15 protein-coding genes and 2 pseudogenes are annotated in these 16,669 nt (G+C 72.6%); 12 read left to right on the top strand and 5 right to left on the bottom strand.

The features are described from left to right. Position 1: 1 nt before the first annotated feature. The 3 genes from B6R96_RS00335 (at position 2) to B6R96_RS00325 (ending at position 4,382) form a co-directional block, all read left to right on the top strand. Positions 2-1,792 (top strand): thiopeptide-type bacteriocin biosynthesis protein, encoded by a 1,791-nt coding sequence (locus B6R96_RS00335; RefSeq protein WP_081521134.1) that lies wholly within the window; start codon positions 2-4, stop codon positions 1,790-1,792. 43 nt (positions 1,793-1,835) lie between these two features. Beyond that, positions 1,836-2,444 carry a cadmium resistance transporter gene (locus B6R96_RS00330; RefSeq protein ID WP_081521133.1) on the top strand — a complete coding sequence of 203 codons (609 nt, stop codon included), beginning with the start codon at positions 1,836-1,838 and terminating at the stop codon, positions 2,442-2,444. A 183-nt stretch (positions 2,445-2,627) separates the two neighbouring features. After that, positions 2,628-4,382, top strand: a complete 1,755-nt coding sequence (locus tag B6R96_RS00325) for a PKD domain-containing protein (RefSeq protein WP_159396241.1) — start codon at positions 2,628-2,630, stop codon at positions 4,380-4,382. A gap of 89 nt (positions 4,383-4,471) precedes the next feature. Here B6R96_RS00325 and B6R96_RS00320 read toward each other — a convergent pair whose 3' ends face one another. Next, positions 4,472-5,509 (bottom strand): PP2C family protein-serine/threonine phosphatase, encoded by a 1,038-nt coding sequence (locus B6R96_RS00320; protein ID WP_037861687.1) that lies wholly within the window; start codon positions 5,507-5,509, stop codon positions 4,472-4,474. Between the two features lie 510 nt (positions 5,510-6,019). After that, a complete protein-coding gene (locus tag B6R96_RS36530) occupies positions 6,020-7,267 on the bottom strand; it encodes a PH domain-containing protein (protein WP_107475430.1) in 1,248 nt (415 codons plus the stop codon). Between the two features lie 190 nt (positions 7,268-7,457). Between B6R96_RS36530 and B6R96_RS00310 the strand changes: the two genes are divergently transcribed. The 4 genes and pseudogenes from B6R96_RS00310 to B6R96_RS00295 all read left to right on the top strand — a co-directional run bounded on the left by B6R96_RS00310 (position 7,458) and on the right by B6R96_RS00295 (position 10,055). Continuing rightward, positions 7,458-7,793, top strand: coding sequence for a metalloregulator ArsR/SmtB family transcription factor (locus B6R96_RS00310; RefSeq protein WP_081521131.1), 336 nt, complete (start codon positions 7,458-7,460; stop codon positions 7,791-7,793). A 293-nt stretch (positions 7,794-8,086) separates the two neighbouring features. Next, positions 8,087-8,755: pseudogene (locus tag B6R96_RS00305) on the top strand (DUF2071 domain-containing protein); the annotation flags it as partial. A gap of 107 nt (positions 8,756-8,862) precedes the next feature. Further along, on the top strand, positions 8,863-9,633 hold the full coding sequence (locus B6R96_RS00300) for a class I SAM-dependent methyltransferase (protein ID WP_159396240.1): 771 nt from the start codon (positions 8,863-8,865) through the stop codon (positions 9,631-9,633). After that, a complete protein-coding gene (locus B6R96_RS00295; RefSeq protein ID WP_053177354.1) occupies positions 9,630-10,055 on the top strand; it encodes a hypothetical protein in 426 nt (141 codons plus the stop codon). Before B6R96_RS00300 ends, B6R96_RS00295 begins: the two co-directional genes overlap by 4 nt. Positions 10,056-10,162: 107 nt before the next feature. On the opposite strand, the gene B6R96_RS00290 is transcribed toward B6R96_RS00295, so the two are convergent. Continuing rightward, entirely contained in the window at positions 10,163-10,924 is a 762-nt protein-coding gene (locus tag B6R96_RS00290; RefSeq protein ID WP_203351573.1) for a rhomboid-like protein, read from the bottom strand. Positions 10,925-12,785: 1,861 nt separating this feature from the next. On the opposite strand from B6R96_RS00290, the gene B6R96_RS00285 reads away from it, so the two are divergent. The 3 genes from B6R96_RS00285 (at position 12,786) to B6R96_RS00275 (ending at position 14,583) form a co-directional block, all read left to right on the top strand. Further along, positions 12,786-13,202, top strand: coding sequence for a hypothetical protein (locus B6R96_RS00285; RefSeq protein ID WP_081521128.1), 417 nt, complete (start codon positions 12,786-12,788; stop codon positions 13,200-13,202). A gap of 74 nt (positions 13,203-13,276) precedes the next feature. Beyond that, positions 13,277-13,966, top strand: a complete 690-nt coding sequence (locus B6R96_RS00280; protein ID WP_159062018.1) for a helix-turn-helix domain-containing protein — start codon at positions 13,277-13,279, stop codon at positions 13,964-13,966. 269 nt (positions 13,967-14,235) lie between these two features. After that, positions 14,236-14,583: a hypothetical protein gene (locus B6R96_RS00275; RefSeq protein ID WP_053177356.1), complete on the top strand. Its 348-nt coding sequence runs from the start codon at positions 14,236-14,238 to the stop codon at positions 14,581-14,583. A gap of 123 nt (positions 14,584-14,706) precedes the next feature. Here the strand turns inward: B6R96_RS00275 and B6R96_RS37845 are convergent. Continuing rightward, positions 14,707-14,952, bottom strand: a pseudogene (locus B6R96_RS37845) (hypothetical protein); the annotation flags it as partial. A 96-nt stretch (positions 14,953-15,048) separates the two neighbouring features. Continuing rightward, positions 15,049-15,825 carry a hypothetical protein gene (locus tag B6R96_RS00265; RefSeq protein ID WP_081521127.1) on the bottom strand — a complete coding sequence of 259 codons (777 nt, stop codon included), beginning with the start codon at positions 15,823-15,825 and terminating at the stop codon, positions 15,049-15,051. A gap of 228 nt (positions 15,826-16,053) precedes the next feature. Between B6R96_RS00265 and B6R96_RS00260 the strand changes: the two genes are divergently transcribed. Further along, positions 16,054-16,236: a hypothetical protein gene (locus B6R96_RS00260; RefSeq protein WP_030390112.1), complete on the top strand. Its 183-nt coding sequence runs from the start codon at positions 16,054-16,056 to the stop codon at positions 16,234-16,236. A gap of 93 nt (positions 16,237-16,329) precedes the next feature. Then, positions 16,330-16,503, top strand: coding sequence for a CsbD family protein (locus tag B6R96_RS00255; RefSeq protein WP_078626721.1), 174 nt, complete (start codon positions 16,330-16,332; stop codon positions 16,501-16,503). Positions 16,504-16,669 lie beyond the last annotated feature (166 nt).

Below are 16,669 nucleotides of genomic sequence, written 5' to 3'. Positions count from 1 at the left end.
CGTGACGACGACAGACACCGACACCGACACGGGCACCGACACCGGTACCGACACGGACACCGACACGGGCACCTGGCAGAGCCACCACCTCTTCCTGCACGCCACCACCGAGGACACCGACCACTTCCTGGTCCGTGACGCGGCCCCGCTCCTCGACGGCCTCGTCGCCGCCGGCGAAGCCACCGACTGGTTCTACATCCGCTACGGGCAGGACGGCCCCCACCTGCGGATCCGCGTCCGTACCACCGCACAGCACCCCGAACTCCCCGAACTCCTCGAACTGCCCGGCCTGCTGGCCCACAGGGCGCGCCGGGTGCCCGCCGTGCCCGGCCCCTGGCCCTCCCGGCACGGCGAGATCCGCGCCGTGCCCTACGCACCCGAAACCCGGCGCTACGGCGGCCCGCGGGCGCTGCCCGTCGCCGAGGCCGTCTTCGCGACCTCCACACGCACCGCCCTCGACGTACTGCGGGCCCTGCCCGCCGGGTCCGCGGCCGCCTCCCGGCTCACCGCGGCCGCGGACCTCGCCCACACCACCGCCCACGCACTCGGCATGGACCGGCTCGCCGCCGCACGCTGGCTGCGCGCGCACGCGGCGGGCTGGCGCTGGGTCACCGAGGTACCGCTGCTGCCCGCCGCCGCGATCCACACCCGGGTCAACACCGTCCATGCGGCGCAGCGCACGACCCTCGGCGCACGCGCCGCCGACCTGCGCGACCGTCTGCGGCACGGCACGGCGGCGCCCTGGCTGGAGCACTGGGCCGCACACGTCCGGGAGGCCGACGCACGGCTCGAGGGCCTGGGGGAGCGGACCCGGGCCGGCGTGTGGGGCTCGCAGCTGCACATGCTGTTCAACCGGCTGGGCGTGAGCCCCGACGAGGAACGCGCCGTGTGCCGGCTGGCCGCACGCACCCTGCTGGAAACCGGCGACGCACCGGCCGGGTTCTTCCCACCCGGCCACACCGCCCCCGACCTGCAGTACCTGGAACGCAGCAAGTTCCAGATCGGCCGCGGCGAGGACTCGGCTCTGCGCCCGCACGCCCCGGCCGCCGACAGCGGCCCCGCCACGGTCACGGCCACAGCCACAGCCACAGCCACAGCCACGGCCACGGCGCCGGACACCGAAGTTCCTCTGCCCGCCGCCCCGTTGCCCGAGGTGTCGCTGACCGCCGTCCTCGCCGCCCGCTCCTGCCTCCGAGGCGCCCTCACCGGCCCCCTGGACGCGGGCACGCTCGGCGCCCTGCTGTGGCACTCCCTCGCCGACAGCGGCCGCAGCGAACAGCACCTCGCCGACGGTACGACCCGTACCCTGACCCACCGCCCCTACCCCAGCGCGGGCGCCCTCCACACGGCACGCGTCCGCCTCCTCGTCCTCGACGTGGACGGGCTCGCGGCCGGCACCTACGACTGCGTCCCCGAGCGCCGGACCCTGCGCCGCATCGGCCCGGTGGCACCGCAGGCGGACATCACCGCCCTGTCGACCTACCTCTCGCGCTCCTCGGCCGACCCGGACTGGATCGGCATCGCGCAGGCACCAGTACTCCTCGCCCTCTACGCCGACCTCGGCCTGCTGCGCCGCCGCTACGGACTGCGCGCACTGCGCCTGGCCCTCCTGGAGACCGGCCACCTGGCCCAGACCCTGCTGCTCACGGCGACGGCCCTGGGCCTGGGCGGGACCCCGCTGGGCGGTTTCCACGACGACCTGGCCCACGAGCTCCTCGGCCTCCACGACCCGGACCAGCCCCTCCAGTACCTCCTGCCCCTCGGCCGCCGCACCACGGTCCCCGGGGGGTAGCGTCACCGGGACACCACACCGGCGGGGGAGCGGAAGCCACATCGTGGACCTGGGCATCCTCGGGCAGGCAGCAGGGCTGTTCGCCGTCACCAACATCGACGACATCCTGATCCTGGCGCTGTTCTTCGCCCGGGGCGCCGGGCACCCCGGCTCCACGCGCCGCATCGTGCTCGGCCAGTACCTGGGCTTCACCGCGATCCTCGCCGTCGCGGTGGCCGCGGCGTTCGGCGCCACCTTCCTGCCCGAATCCGCCGTCCCCTACCTCGGCCTGCTCCCGCTCGCCCTGGGTCTCAAAGCCGCCCGGCAGGCCTGGAAGAGCCACCGCAACGGCGCCGGGGACCAGGAGGACACGGGGGCCGAGCCGGGCGGCGGCCCCGGCGCACTGGAGGTCGCCGCCGTCACCTTCGCCAACGGCGGCGACAACATCGGCGTCTACGTGCCCGTGTTCGCCACCGCCGGCATCGGCGGCATGACCGCCTACGCGGTCGTCTTCCTCGCCCTGGTGGCGGTGTGGTGCTTCGCCGGCCGGTTCTTCGCCACCCGCCCGGTCGTCGCCCGGGCCCTTGCCCGCTGGGGCCATGTCCTGCTGCCGCTCGTCCTCATCGGCATCGGCCTGCTCATCCTCGTCGAGGGCGGCGCCTTCGGTCTGTGACCGATCGCCCGCCGTTCTCCGGCGACCTCCTGTCGATCACAAACCGCACAGCCGGTAAAGCATGGACCCCTAAGGAGTGAACGGCGCCGCAAGCCCGTGACCCTTGGCCGGAACCTTCCATACGGTGGCCACTCTTCGCTCATCACCACAACTGGGGGGCCGGTGCGCAACCACCGACTCGTAATGACCGCTGCCCTCGTGGCCGCCGGTCTCGGCATCATCCCGGGCACCGCGCAGGCGGCGGATCCCGTACCTGTCGCGGCCGGCGTGGCCGAGGCCATAGCCAAGGCATCCACCTCCGAGGGCTTCCACAGCCCGGCCGACCGCACGATCCGTACCGCCCTGCCCACCGCCGCCGGGAGCGGCAGGGCGAACGCCAAGACCGCCGCACCACAGACCGCACCGGCCGAACAGACCGCACCGGCCGAACAGACCGCACCGGCCGAACAGGCCGCGCAGGCCGCACCGGCCGCACCGGCGGCCGCACTGGACGCGGGAGCCAACCCGACCCTCGCGGTCGACGTCAGCGGCACCAGCTACACCGCCCACGGCATCGAGCTCACCACCCTGATCACGAGCGCCGACTTCGCCCTCGGCGTCGTCATCGACTGGGGCGACGGGAAGACCGAGACGGCCACCGCCCAGGGCCCCGCCGAACTGCACCACTCCCACACGTACGACAAGTCCGGCGAATACCAGGTGAAGGTGACGGTCACCGACACCGCCAACGCCGTCCAGGCCACCAACGGAGGCGCCTTCCTCACCCCCGGCTCCGACTTCACCCCGCACACCCCGACCCGGCTCCTCGACACCCGCAACGGCACCGGCGCACCCGCGGCCAAGGTCCCCGGAGCGGGCACCGCCCGGGTGAAGGTCGCCGGCAACGCCGCCGTCCCGGCCGGAGTCACCGCCGTCGCCCTCAACGTCACGGTCACCGAGACCGTCGACAGCGGCTACGTGACCGCGTGGCCCGGCGCCGGCTACGACCGCCCCGGCACCTCGAACCTGAACTACACGGCCGGCCGCTCCATCCCGAACCTGGTGATCGTGCCGGTCGGCGAGGACGGGTACGTGGAGCTCTACAACGGAGGCCAGCAGCCGGTCGACCTGATCGCCGACGTCACCGGCTACTTCACCCGGGCCTCCGCGGGCGGCTACACCTCGATGACACCCGCCCGGTTCGTGGACACCCGCGAGGGCCTCGGCACCGCCCGCGGCAAACTCGCCGCCCGCAGCGCGTTCAGCACCCGCATCGGCGGCCTGCACGGAGTGCCCCAGGGCATCACGGCCGTGGCGCTGAACGTCACGGTGACCGAACCCGGGGGACTGGGCCACCTGACCGCCTTCTCCGGCGCCGGCCCGGTCCCGACGGCATCGAACCTCAACTTCCAGGCCGGCCAGACCATCGCCAACGCGGTGATCGTGCCGGTCGCCGAGGACGGCACGATCAAGATCTTCAACGGGGCCTATCTGCCGGCCCACGTGGTGGTCGACGTCGTCGGCTACTACAGCAAGGACAGCAAGGCCGCCTTCCTGCCCTTCGCCCCCTTGCGCACCCTCGACACCCGCGAGGAGGCCTACGGCTGGCCCGGCGGCAGGTTCCGGGCCCGCGAGTACATCACGCAGGGCTTCACCCCCGATAACGCGACCGCCACCGGCGTCGAGGCCTACGTCCTGAACACCACCGTCACCGAGACCGGCGGCGACGGATACCTCTCGGTGGCACCGGGCCCCTACGCACTGCCGGCACCGGGCGAGCCCGCCGCACCCGCCGGCCCGCGCCCCGGCTCCTCCACCCTGAACTGGACGACCGGCACGACCGTCCCGAACCTGGTGCAGGCGAGCGACGGCGACCACGGCGTCATCACCTTCTGGAACCAGGGCTACCAGGACGCCGACCTGGTACTCGACGTCTTCGGCGTCTACCAGTCCAAGTGACCGGGTGTGACCGGGTGACCGAGTGACCCGCGGGGGGCGGCGCGCACCCGCGCACCGCCCCCCGCCCCACCACGCACCGAACCGCGGCCTCAGGGCCTGCACAGCCGTACGGCGAGGGCGGCGATGTCGTCGTCGAGGCGCCCCCTGCTGTAGCGCAGGAGGTCGCGGTGAAGAGCCGTCAGCAGGTCGCCGGGCGGGGTCGGAGGCTGCCTGCCCATCCACGCCGCCAACGGGAAGAACTCACCGTCGCGAGCGCGGGCCTCGGCGATCCCGTCGGTGTAGAGCAGCAGCAGGTCGTCGGGGGCGAACTCGAAGAAGTCGACGCTGTAACGGTCGCCGATCAGGTCCGCGAGGCTGAGCAGCGGCGAGGGAGTGGTCGGGTCGAGGGCGCGCAGCTCCCGGCCGTGCAGGAGAAGTGGCGGGGGATGCCCGCAGTTGAGGATGCCGATCTGCCGGCCCTCGTGCGGGATCTCCACCAGCAGGGCGGTGGCGAAACGCTCCATCGGCCCCTCGGGTGGAAAGGCGGCGTTGTAGCGGGTGCTGCTGGCGTCCATACGGCGCGCGACGTCCACCATGTCGCTCTCGCCGTAGGCGGCCTCCCGGAAGGCGTTGACGATCGCCGCGGCCGCCCCCACCGCCGGCAGGCCCTTGCCCCGCACGTCACCGATGAGCAGCCTGACCCCGTACGGAGTGTCGACCACCTCGTAGAAGTCCCCGCCGATACGGGCCTCGGCCGCGGCCGCCAGGTACAGCGACTCGATCTCGATGTTGCCGAAGCGGCGCGGCATCGGGCTGAGCACCACCTGCTGCGCCGCGTCGGCGACGAGCCTCACCTGGAAGAGGGTGCGCTCCCGCTGGAGCCGGGCGTGGCTTCCGTACGCGGCGGCCACGGTGACCGCGATGATCCCCGCGGCCGTCCACCACGTCCCCAGGTCGGGGAAGACGAGACCGAGACCGATCATCAGGAGAAGGCAGACCGTGCCGAGCAGGACGGTGGGCAGGACCGGCCACATGGCAGCTGCGAGGGCCGGCGCCGCGGGCAGCAGGCGGCTGAAGGCCATTTCCGGCGGAGTGGCGTAAGCCAGGCTGGCGATGACGACGGTCAGGATGACCGGCGACAGCCGCACAAGTCTTCCCGGGCCTTGGCGCCGGCGGTGCCGCGGCCTTCCGGACTCGATCACACTTCACAGAATATCTACGTAATGAGGGCATAGCGCTCTGACGATCAGAGCCGGCCGCCCCACCAGGCCCGGAACCCCGGCGCATCGGCGGGTCGAACCACAGACGAAACGTCCCGTCTCTTTGCGGACGCTACTCGTCCGCAAAGGGGGAGTGCTCCGGGGTGGCCGGCACCCCCGGACCCCGGTAGGCGCGACCCCCGCCCGGCTCGCCGCCCGCTTCGGCCGCGCCTGCGACCGGACGGACGGCGGACACCACGAAGGCCCCGGCATCGACACCGGGGCCCTCGTGCACTTCGCTGACCTGCCGGTTCAACGACCCGGACGGCCGAACGTCACGCCCACCGCGACCCCGATCCCGATCCGGCGGCGCCCGACAGGGCCGGACGAGGCCGTGCGGGGCCGGGCCGCGCCTGACGACGTCCGACCGGGCCGGGCGGGGTCGTGCGGGGCGGGCGGTCAGGCGGCCGGCACGTCCGGCGCGGTATCCGTGCCGCGGTGCTCCGCCAGGGCGGCACGCAGGACCGCGACCTCACGCTCGACGTCGTAGCCGTGGTCGTCCAGATTCCGGAGCAGCTTGCGCCGGCCGTTCGTCGGGTAGACGTACGCGATCATGCGGGGCGCGATGCCCCCGTCGGACCCCCGCAGGGGCTGGGCCCTGATCTCCCGGACCTCCTCCCAGGCCACCCGTCGCGTGCGGGTCAGGCCGCGGATGCGTATCCCGGTGCTGTCGACCAGGGTGGCGGACCGCGGCGTGCGGACGACGAAGACGATCAGGAGCAGTGCCATGAGCACGCTCAGGCCGATCTGGAACCAGAGGGGCGGGATGTCCTCGGTCCACACCATGAACATCAGCAAGGCCGCCTTGGCGGCCAGGAGGGCCATGAGCACCCTCCGCCTGCCCCGGTCCATCCGGTACTCGCGCGGCAGGCCCCCGGCGCCCGGGACCGGCCCGCCCTCCCCGGCCGGCGGCCGCGCCGGCGGCTCGTCGAACAGGTCGTAGCCCTCCCCGCCGCCGCGGAGCGCGGCGACGGCCGAGGCCGTCATCGTGGCGAGCAGGACCAGCGCGAGCGGCCCCCAGACCGCCCAGATCACCCACAGCGGCCAGCCGTTGTTGGCCTGCGCCCACAGCGTCAGCAGGGCGGTGACGCCCACGGCAGCGCCGTGCCAGCGCACCATGGCCGCCGCACGGCCGTGCCGCCGGTCGCCTCGCTTGACGACGGCCCACAGGGAACCGGCGAGGGCGATCAGGCCGAAGGAGAGGAAGGCGAGCGCGCCCCCGAGCCGGTCCGCCGGCCACCCCACCGGGCCGAAGGCCGTCTGCTGCCGCCGCGCGCCGGAGTCCCGTACCTCCACGATGCGCCCGTGCCACACCACGCCGACGACCGGGGCGCCCGGCCGCATCCCGGACGCCACCGGCTCGCTGTCGCGGAACTCCACCTTCCACGGCGTGCCGTCCGGGAGCAGCAACGTCGCCGACGGCACCTCCCCGCGTTCGCCCGTGTGGAGGTCGCTCTCGCGGACGGTGAACCCCTGCTCCCACACACAGGCCGATGCCGTCACCGGCACGGAGGCGCAGGCCGGGGAAGCCAGGTACTCCCGCTCCCGCCCCAGCGCCCCGCGGACCTCCAGCGCCGACATCACCCCCGCCAGCAGGCTCACGAGCGCGATCGCCAACCAGAGCGCCACCCGTCCCGTTCTCCCCATGACCCCCGCCTCCCCCTCATTCCCCGCGGGCCCCGATCCCGCCCGCACAGTGGAGCACAGGCGATGATCAAGAAACACGGCGGAACCGACGCCCCGTCACGACTGTTACGCAACGGTCGACCCACCCGTACGGAACGAAGAACCGGCACAGCCTGTTTTCGTAGTTAGCCAATATGCTAAATTCCCCGGCATGAGCACAGAACACGAGGACGAAACGGGCGCATTCCGCGCACTCGCCGACCCGACGCGACGTCAGATCCTCGAAGACCTGCGCGACGGCGAGCTCGCGGCCGGAGAGATCGCGAGCCGCTTCGCCATCAGCGCCCCCTCCATCTCCCGCCACCTGGGAGTGCTCAAGGGAGCCGGACTCGTCACCGAACGCCGGGACGGCAACCGCATCCTGTACACGCTGGCCGAGGAACGACTGGCCATGCACATCGGACGCTTCCTCAGCGCCGTCTGCCCCGAGCAGGTCGTGCTGCGCCACACCAAGTGGCGCAAGACCGAGGGCAACCAGCCCGCCTGACCACCGCACCGCACACCGGCCCGGCCCCGCACACCGGCGTCCCGGGCACCGGCCCGCCCCCACACCCGGCCCGGCCCCCACACGCCGACGCCCCGCACGGCCGCACACCGGCGCCCGGCCCGACCGGGCCCGGCCCGACCGGGGCCCACGCGCCCCACCGCACCACCCCACCACCTCGCCGCACCCCACACCGCCCCCGGCGGCGGTCCCGCGCGCCCACGACCCGACAGCCCCACCGGTCGGTCGACCGCACCCAGGCCCGCACCCGGCGCGACCGCCCGAAGGACCGACTCATGAGGCACCTCCTGCAACGCCATCCCCTGCCGATGCAGACCTCGTTCGCGCATTCCCTCGTACTCACCTACGCACTGCCTCCCCAACTGCTCACCCCCCTGATCCCTCCCGGCCTCACCCTCGACACCTACCGCGACACCCAGGGCGTCGAGCACGGCTTCGTCGCCGCCGCGGTCGTCGACACCCGGGCCCTGCGCCCGTCGTTCCTCCCCGAGCGCCTCGGCCGGGACTTCATCCTCACCGGCTACCGGATCTTCACCCGCTTCCCCACCCCCGGCGGACGCACCATGCGCGGCCTGCGCATCCTGCGCAGCGACACCGACCACCGCATGATGGTCCACGGCGGCAACCTCTTCTCCCGCTACAACTACCACCTCGCCCGAATCGCCACCCGGACCGTGGACCGGACCCTCGAGTTCAAGGTGGTCAGCGCCGACGGCCGCGCCGACCTCCACGTCCGCGCCGACCTCGCCGACACCCCCGCCCCGCTTCCCCCGGGGAGCCCCTTCGCCAACGCCAAGGACGCCCGCCGCTACGCCGGCCCCCTCCCGTACACCTTCGAGTACGAGCCGCAGACCCGGTCGGTGATCGTGGTCAAGGCCACCCGCACGCACTGGGACCCGGTCCCCGTCACCGTCGACGTCCCCACCCTCACGTTCTTCGCATCCGGAGCGTTCGCAGGATGCGAGCCCGTCCTCGCCAACGCCTTCCACGTCAGCGACCTCCGCTACGGCTGGGAGCGCGGCCACCGCAGAGCCCTGGACGGGAGAGCCCTGTGAGCACACCCACCGCCCCACCGCCCCCGCGCCCCTCCGGCGTCCGCGAGGTCATCGGCTACAACTGGCCCCTGTACGCGGCCGGGCTCGGCGCGACAGCCGCCGGCCTCGCCCTCGCACCGCACCTTCCCCGCATCCCGGCCGCCCTCGCCCGCACCGGCGCGCTCACGGCCGCCGCCCTGCTCGCCGGCAGCACCGCCGCAAGCTGGTGGGTCTACGACCGCTCCGCGCTCCACTCCCTCGACTGGCTCGGCGACCTGCTCCCCGACGGCCCCGGCGACCACCTCGTCATAGCGACCGGACTCGACGAGACCAGCCGGACCCTGAGCGAGCGGCACCCCCGCACCCGCCAGCAGATCGTCGACCTCTACGACCCGGCCCTCACCACCGAAGGATCCATCCGCCGCGCCCGCCGCCGCGTACCCCCACGCCCCGGAACCCTGCCCGGCCACCCCTCCCGACTCCCCGTCGCCACCGCCTCCCAGCACACCGTGTTCGCGGTCTTCGCCGCCCACGAACTGCGCCTGGCACCCGACCGGGAGGCACTGTTCGCAGAAATCACCCGCACCCTGCGCCCCGGCGGCACCCTCGTCCTCGTGGAACACCTGCGCGACGGCCCGAACACCGCCGCCTTCGGCCCCGGGGCCTGGCACTTCATGCCCCGCCGCGAATGGCTCCGCCTCGCCCGCGGCGCCGGCCTGCACGCCGTCGCCGAAACGAAGATCGCCACCCTCGTCACGGCCTTCACCTTCCGACGGAGCTCCGCATGAACCACCTCTTCACCCTGGAGGGCCAACTCCGGCTCGTCGGGCTCGCCCTGGTCGCCATGGGCGTCTTCCACATCGTCCTGCCCCGCCTGGTCGACTGGCCCGCCGACCTCGCCGCCACCAGCCTGCTGACCCGCCAGGTCTCCTACGCCCACCTCTTCTTCATCGGCCTGACCTGCGTCCTGCTCGGCCTGCTGCCGCTGTGCCACGCCCCCGCACTCCTGGCCCGTACCTCACTCGGTACGGCGCTCCTGGCGGGCCAGACCCTGTTCTGGGGCGCCCGCTGGGCATTCCAGTTCCTCTACTTCTCACCCGCCCTGTGGCGCGGAGACCGCTTCCGTACCGCCGGACACGTCGCCCTCTCCGTCCTGTGGACCTGGGTGACGGCCGTGTTCGGCCACGCCCTGCTGACCAGCCTGGCCTGAGCCGCCCCCGGGTCCGCGGGTGGACGGAAACCGGATCGCTGCCCGTCCCGGCGTGCGCTGCACCCGGGTGTTCCGGCACGCGGCCGCCCACGAGGAGCCGCCGGCGCTCAGAGCGACGGGGGAGCCTGTCCTCCGGCTGCCGGGGAAGCCGGTTCCGCAACGGCGGACGGCCCGGTGGCGCGGACCCGCTGCCGCCGGAAACCGGGGACGGCCAACAGCCCGAAGCCGAGGACCGCCGCCGTGAGATGGCCGACCGTGGTGAAGTCCGGCAGCGGCCCGGTCGTCCACTCGGCACCGCCGAGAGGCCATCCGAGGACGAAGACGGCCCACGGCAGGCGGCCCCGGCGCGGCAGGGCGAGCGTGCCGACCGCCAGCACGGTCTGGGCGCCGTAACTGACCCCGTAGTCCAGGGCCTGCCGCACGGCCGCCGGATACCAGTCGTGCTGCAGCGCGACGGCGATGACGGCAGCGGTGATCAGGGTGGCAGCGACATGCCCGCCGAGGAACACGGCCACGGCACGCCGCTTACCCCACCGGCGCTCCGCCCGGGCCAGGAAGCAGCAGACGCCGAGACCCAGGGTGATGAAGGTGCCCACGAACTCGGTCGAGGCGACATCGGTGAGCGTGCCGTCGAAGAACAGCACGCTGCCGACCAGCGAGGACAGCGGATGGTCCTGCAGGTTGTCCAGGTTGGTGCTGACGTGGCCCAGCACGGCGGCCGAACGATCGGCGGACAACCCGTAGAGGACCCAGGCATGGCTGACCAGGAGCAGGCAGACATAGGCGGCGGTCAGCGGCGCACGGCGCGGATACTGCCGCACGGTGCGCAGCAGTCTGTGCCAAGGGCCCTGCGGTGAAGGGGAGTTCATACCGTGACATTCTCCAGGTCGACCCGAGGACGATGATCGGCGGGTGACGGAAGCCACTCCGGGGGGACGGCGGAGTTCGCCGGATCTGGCCGAACGGCATGAAAGAACGGAAGCGGAATCCAGGGCCCCGGCAGGCGGTTCGACGGTGTTTCCCGGGCGGCCCTGCGGCCCTGCGGTACGGCGGCCCTGCGGTACGCCGGTCGTGTCCGGGGGAGGGGCCACCGACTCCGCAGGCGCATAGGCCGTGAGCGGGCCGCCCGTACCCCTCCTCGTGGACCGTTTCCCGGGAGCCGCTCGCGGGAGGCGGGCAGGGGCCCAGCGGCAGCACTCAGTGGCGGCGTACCCACGCCGGTGCGGGCCGGTAGCCCGCCGGCATGCTCCTACCGGGCCTTCGGCGCAGTGCGGGCAAGGGGCGGCGGGGGATCCGCCCGGCGGCCTTCAGGAGCCGGGGCGGCGGCATGTCCTGGCCGTGGCCGGCGCGGGAAGCGCGGTGGCGGGCCGGCCGGTCTGCGGCGGTGCGGCGCGCGGAGGCCGCCCGCGGACTGCCGTGCGGGCCGGGCCGTTCGCGGGGCGCGGGAACGTGCGGGCGCGCGGGAGCCCGCCCTGTCGGCCGTGGGAGGCCGCGGGCAGGGCTGTGCTGCGTGCGTACCGCTTCTCCTCGCAGGACGACGCGGGACAGGGGCCGTGCAGGCGGCGGATACCGGTGCGCGGCCCTGTGCGGGCGCTCGGGAGGGACTTCAGCAGGATGCGCGGACCGGCTATGGCCGGGGAGGGCGCTGCCGGGGCCCGCTGCCGGGGTGCAGCTGTGCGGCCCATTTCCGGCGTTGCCGTCCTGGTCCTGCCCAGCTGGATGCCGGTGCCGGCCGTCGTGCCGTCCGGGACCTGGAGAGCACGGACACGGTCAGCGGGCGCGGCTGCACGGCGCAGGCGGCGCATACCACGAGCGCCAACAGAAGCGCTGATGGCTCCAGTTGTGTCATCGCTGTCCCTTTCCGTCGTGCCGTCTTCGGTCTCCGGCGTTCGTGCCGGCCGGATCACTGCTGTCGAGCGGCTGTTCCTTCACGTCGGGGCGGCACGCAAGAGGCTGCGCACCGCGACCGTGGCCAGGGCATTTGGCCAGGTTGGGCGGCGCCTGTCCGGGTCAAAGCAAGGCGCCTGAGAGACCGGACGTCCGGGTGCCCCCATCAGTCCGAGGCCACAACCTTCGCGGACCGGGTCCTCCCACAGCAAGCGCAGCCGCCTCATCCGCCCAGAGCCGAACAACGCGAAAAAAGACTGCGGGAGGAAGCCTTCCACCTGCATTTTTCACATTGTTCCAGGTTTCTTTTTGCATGGAAAAAAGCGCGTGTCGGCGTCTTCGGAGCGTCTCCGATTTGTCGGGGATTTTCGCCCCCTCGCCGGGTGGATCCGGAAGGCGGTGGCGGGTCCGGCAGGAATGCGGCAGCGATTATCGCAAGGAAGGGTCGCCTTGCTTACCTAAGCCTTATCCCGCACCTTTCGATCACATCGAACGCTACTTTATCGCCGGTAAATATCCGGAGCCCCTTCCTCTCTCGATCGTGCCCACATGGTGCCTCTGAGCTGCATAAATAGCTCTCCGCAATTAGTTGATTACTCTCAGAAATTCCTTTTGAACGAACGTCAAGAAAAAAGGGAAGCGTTGGCCATTGCTGTGCGGAGCATCGGGCCTTTCTAGATCGACTTTGCCTTTATTGCGCACCCACTGGATCAGGAACTTGTAGACCTGTATGTGCTCGTGCGATTCTCGTGTTTGTGCAGAGAGGGCATCTCGGCACACGCAAGGAAAGCGGGCGGTAAACGTCCGGGTCGTCAGAAGTGAGAGCGCCTGAGAGGAAAGCTCATGATGAAGATCAACTGGATCGGAAACCTTCCGGTTTCCGCGTCCGGCGCGGGGTGCGTCATCGGCACCCCGAGCCGCGGGGGCTTCGGCTTCCGCCGCCTGCGCGCGGCGGGCAAGGGCATCGCCGTCAAGATCGGCGTCACCCTCGGCGCGGTCGCCCTCGCCGGTACCGCCACGCTCGGCATGATCGAGCTGGGCTACGAGGAGCACACGGCGGCCGCCGTCACGGCGGCCGCCGGGAAGGTCGGCGCCGCCACGGTCACGGCCCTGCTCCTCGCCGACCGCCGCAAGAAGCGGAAGGCGAAGTCCTGCGCGGCCGAGTCCTCCGCGGTCGAGCCGTCCGCGGTCGAGCCCGAGCGCCGCGTTCCCCCGTCCACCACGGCCCCGGCCGACGAGCAGCCCGGCCGGGCGAACTGAGAAGTGTCCATCAGGGGAGGAGCACCTCGGTGCTCCTCCCCTTCGGACGCTCCCGGTTCAAGGGGAGGACGACCATGGGACGACCCCGTCGCGACATCAGCGCCGACACCGGCAAGCACGCTCGCCTCGCCCGGCAGCTCTCCGAGCTCCGGCCCCGGAACACCACCCTCGCCGACCTGGCGAAGCTCACCGGCATCTCTGCGTCGACGCTCTCCAGGGCCACCAAGGCCACGGAGTGCCCGTCCTGGAAGACGATGCTGGAGTACCTGACCGCCTTCGGCGAGGACCCCGACGACTGGCGCCCGCAGTGGGACATGTGCGCCACCGAGCGGCAGCGCAGCCAGGCCGGCGTTCCCGCCGATCCCGCCCAGCGCGCCCCGTACCAGCGCATGATGCCGACGTCCGTCCTCGACAAGCACACCTGCGCGGTCGGTCTGCGCGAACTGCGCATCTGGAGGGGCAGCCCGACCTATGCGGCAATGTCCCACCACGCCAGCAAGCAGGACCAGCCCGTTGCCAAGACCACGATCTCCGACGTCCTGAACGCCAAGATCGTGCCGAGCGTGAACGCGCTGAAGGGGATCCTCGCCGGCCTCGGCATGGGCCCCGATGACCCCGAGTACGACCAGTGGCTGCAGGCCCGTCGGGTCCTGGAGGCCACCGAGATGCGGCAGAAGATCGCCACCAAGGCCCTCCAGCACGCGACCAACAGGCGCGTCCACCGCGCCCGTCCGATGCTCTCCCCCGTCCGCCGAGAGGACTGACACCCACCTCCCCCCCCGTCCCCGAAGGCCCCCCGCCGTGCGACACGGCGGGGGGCCTTCGGCCGTCCCCACCCCCCGGCGCGCCGCACCGGCTTGTTACACGCGCCTCGCCGGCGACCGCCGGGACAGGGTCCCGATGACCGCCCGCAACGACACGCCGGACGCATGGCACGTGCCGGACGGAGGGAACGCCTCCGCGGCCGTCCGCCTCTTCCCGGACGAAGACCGCCCCCGGCGGTCGCGACCGGCCGTCCGACAGGAGAACCACCGTGCCGCCCCCGTCCCGTCGCACCCGCACCTTCGCCCTCCTCGCCGTCCTCGTGGTGCTGCTGTCGGCCGGGGCCGTGGTCGCGGTCCGGGAGGGCCGCGCGCCCGGGCTCCTGCCCGAACGCAGCTGGGGCCCCTGGACCGACGGGGGCATCGAGGGCTGGTCGGCGCACGTACGGGTCAACACCTGGGGCGACGCGGCCCAGGCCGACATCCACTTCGGGAAGGCCGAGGACCTCACCCTGCACGCCTACGGGAAGACGGCCCGCACGACCAGCACGATGCAGCCCACCGTCTTCACCCTCACCCCCGACGGCAGACTCACCGCCCGCCGCCTGCCCGCACCCTGAACGGCGTGCGCCACGCGCCGCATCCCACCGGGCCCGGCTGCCGACACGGCTCAGGAGAGCACCCATCGGGGCGTGTGCCGGGGATCTGCCGGGCAGGTGAAGACGTGCAGGTCCCGGTCACGGCTGGGCGAGCCCCACGAACGGCACCGGCCCGTCCGGCGCATACCCTTCGCTCCCGCGGCGGTGGGGCTCGCGGCAGATCGGCCACGGCTCGCCGTACGGCCACAGCATCGGCCCGCCGACATGGCTGTCGTGCCTGCCGGGCCGTCCCGGCCGGGGGTGCAGACGGGTCGTGCGACCCCGGTAGGGGGCCGGCTCCGGGAACACGGCCGCCACGGACACCGGTCTACGGGGCGTGGTCCTGGTCATGCGCAGACCGTACGGTGTCGGCCGGGCGCCGGGCGAACGCGATACCGCGGCCCGATCCGGTGACGGCCCGACAGCGCCCGGTCGCACCGGGCGGCTTCACCACGCGCCGTCGGGCGGCCGGGGCGGCTCGCACCGCCGGGGAAGCGCCACGGTCCCGGGCCGGTGCTCGAAGGTGTCCATGACGAGCCACTCGTCCAGCTCGGGGTCGTAGAGGTTCTGGACACCGAACTGCAGCACCTGCCAGAAGGTGCCCCGGTTGTCCTCGTCGACGTAGATGTCGCCGAGCGCGAGCGGCAGACGCGGGTGGTTCCCGGGAGGCAGCTGGGGGAGTACCACCCCCACCCTCCAGTGGTTCACGCGCCGCTGCGGGGTGCTCCGCAGGGTCTCGGGCCCGACGAACCGGGCGTTCTCGAACCCCTCGTTCAGCGCCTCCAGGTTGAAGCCCGGGATGCGTGAGCAGGGATGCTCGTCCAGACCGGGCCATTTGTACGTCAGCGTGTAGAGCGTGTCGCGGTAGATCAGGTTGGTGAACCAGATCGGGTACTGCGGCCCCCCGGCGGTCATCTGGCTGTCGCCGTCCCTCCCCTCCCAGGTGAACGGCACCGTGATGTCCAGGTCCCGGACGATCCACTTGCCCTTGCCGCGGAAGTCGCGGGGGAGCCGGGGCACGGGCGGCGTCGGTGAGGCGTCCGAGGCACCCTGCCGCGCGCCCGCGCCCGCGCCCGCGCCCGCGGCCGCCGGCGACGGCGCGGTCCCGGTCCCGGTTCCGGTCCGGGGCCCGGCGCCGGCCGAGGGCGCAGCCGCCAGCACCAGGGCGGCCACTGCGACCAGTGCGGCCGGCGCGGTCGTCCGGCGTCTGCTCTTCCCACCCATGGTTCTTCCTCGGCTGTCGCGTCAGGCGCCGTCATGGCGCGGGAACAATCACGCAGATGCTGGGACACCGTCCCCGGAATCGGAGATTCCGAAACCGGTGCTCTCCCCGCCACGCTGCCGGCCCACGGCCTCCACTCCGCCGTGACACCCACGCCGCAACGCAACCGGCAGCACATGGTCCGGCCCGCACGGGGCACATGGTCGGCACCGACCGAAAGGAGCCCGACCATGCTGGGCATAGCCGCCGCAGTCCTGTTCTTCATCGCCTTCCTCATCAACGCGGCCGACATCGCCACCAACGACGTCCTGAGCTCCACCAACTTCATGCTGATCGGTCTCGCGGTACTCGCCCTGCACGTCGCCGGCATCGGCGGCGCGCGCCCCGCCCGCGGATGGGGCCGCAGACGCTGACGGGCAACCGGCCCGCACGCCGCGGGTTTACGGGCAGCGATCGCGAGCAGGAGAGCGTTCACGACCAATCCGGTACATCACGAGGAGGTCCCCATGTCGGGCACGGAGAAGAGCAAGGCCCACGCCGAGCAGGCCAAGGGCAAGGCGAAGAAGACCCTCGGCCGCGCCGTCGGAAACGAGCGCATGACCGCCGAAGGCCACGCGGACCAGGCCAAGGGCAACGCCCGCCAGGCCAAGGAAGACATCAAGGACACCTTCCGCCACTGAGCCGCGCCCCCGGCTCGCCACTGCCCCCGGGCCCCGACCGCCTCCACCGGGTCGGGGCCCGGCCACGTCCGCCGGGCCCGCGAGATGCCGAGCACAGGCGCAACTCCAACTGCTGCCGTTGTTGCGGCCGTTCAGGTGTGGGGGCCTGCGCCGCCGGGGCAGGGTC

This window comes from Streptomyces sp. Sge12, assembly GCF_002080455.1.
GTDB lineage: Bacteria > Actinomycetota > Actinomycetes > Streptomycetales > Streptomycetaceae > Streptomyces.
Note: the sequence above shows the minus strand (reverse complement) of the source record. Positions and strands in the feature narration are given on the sequence as shown.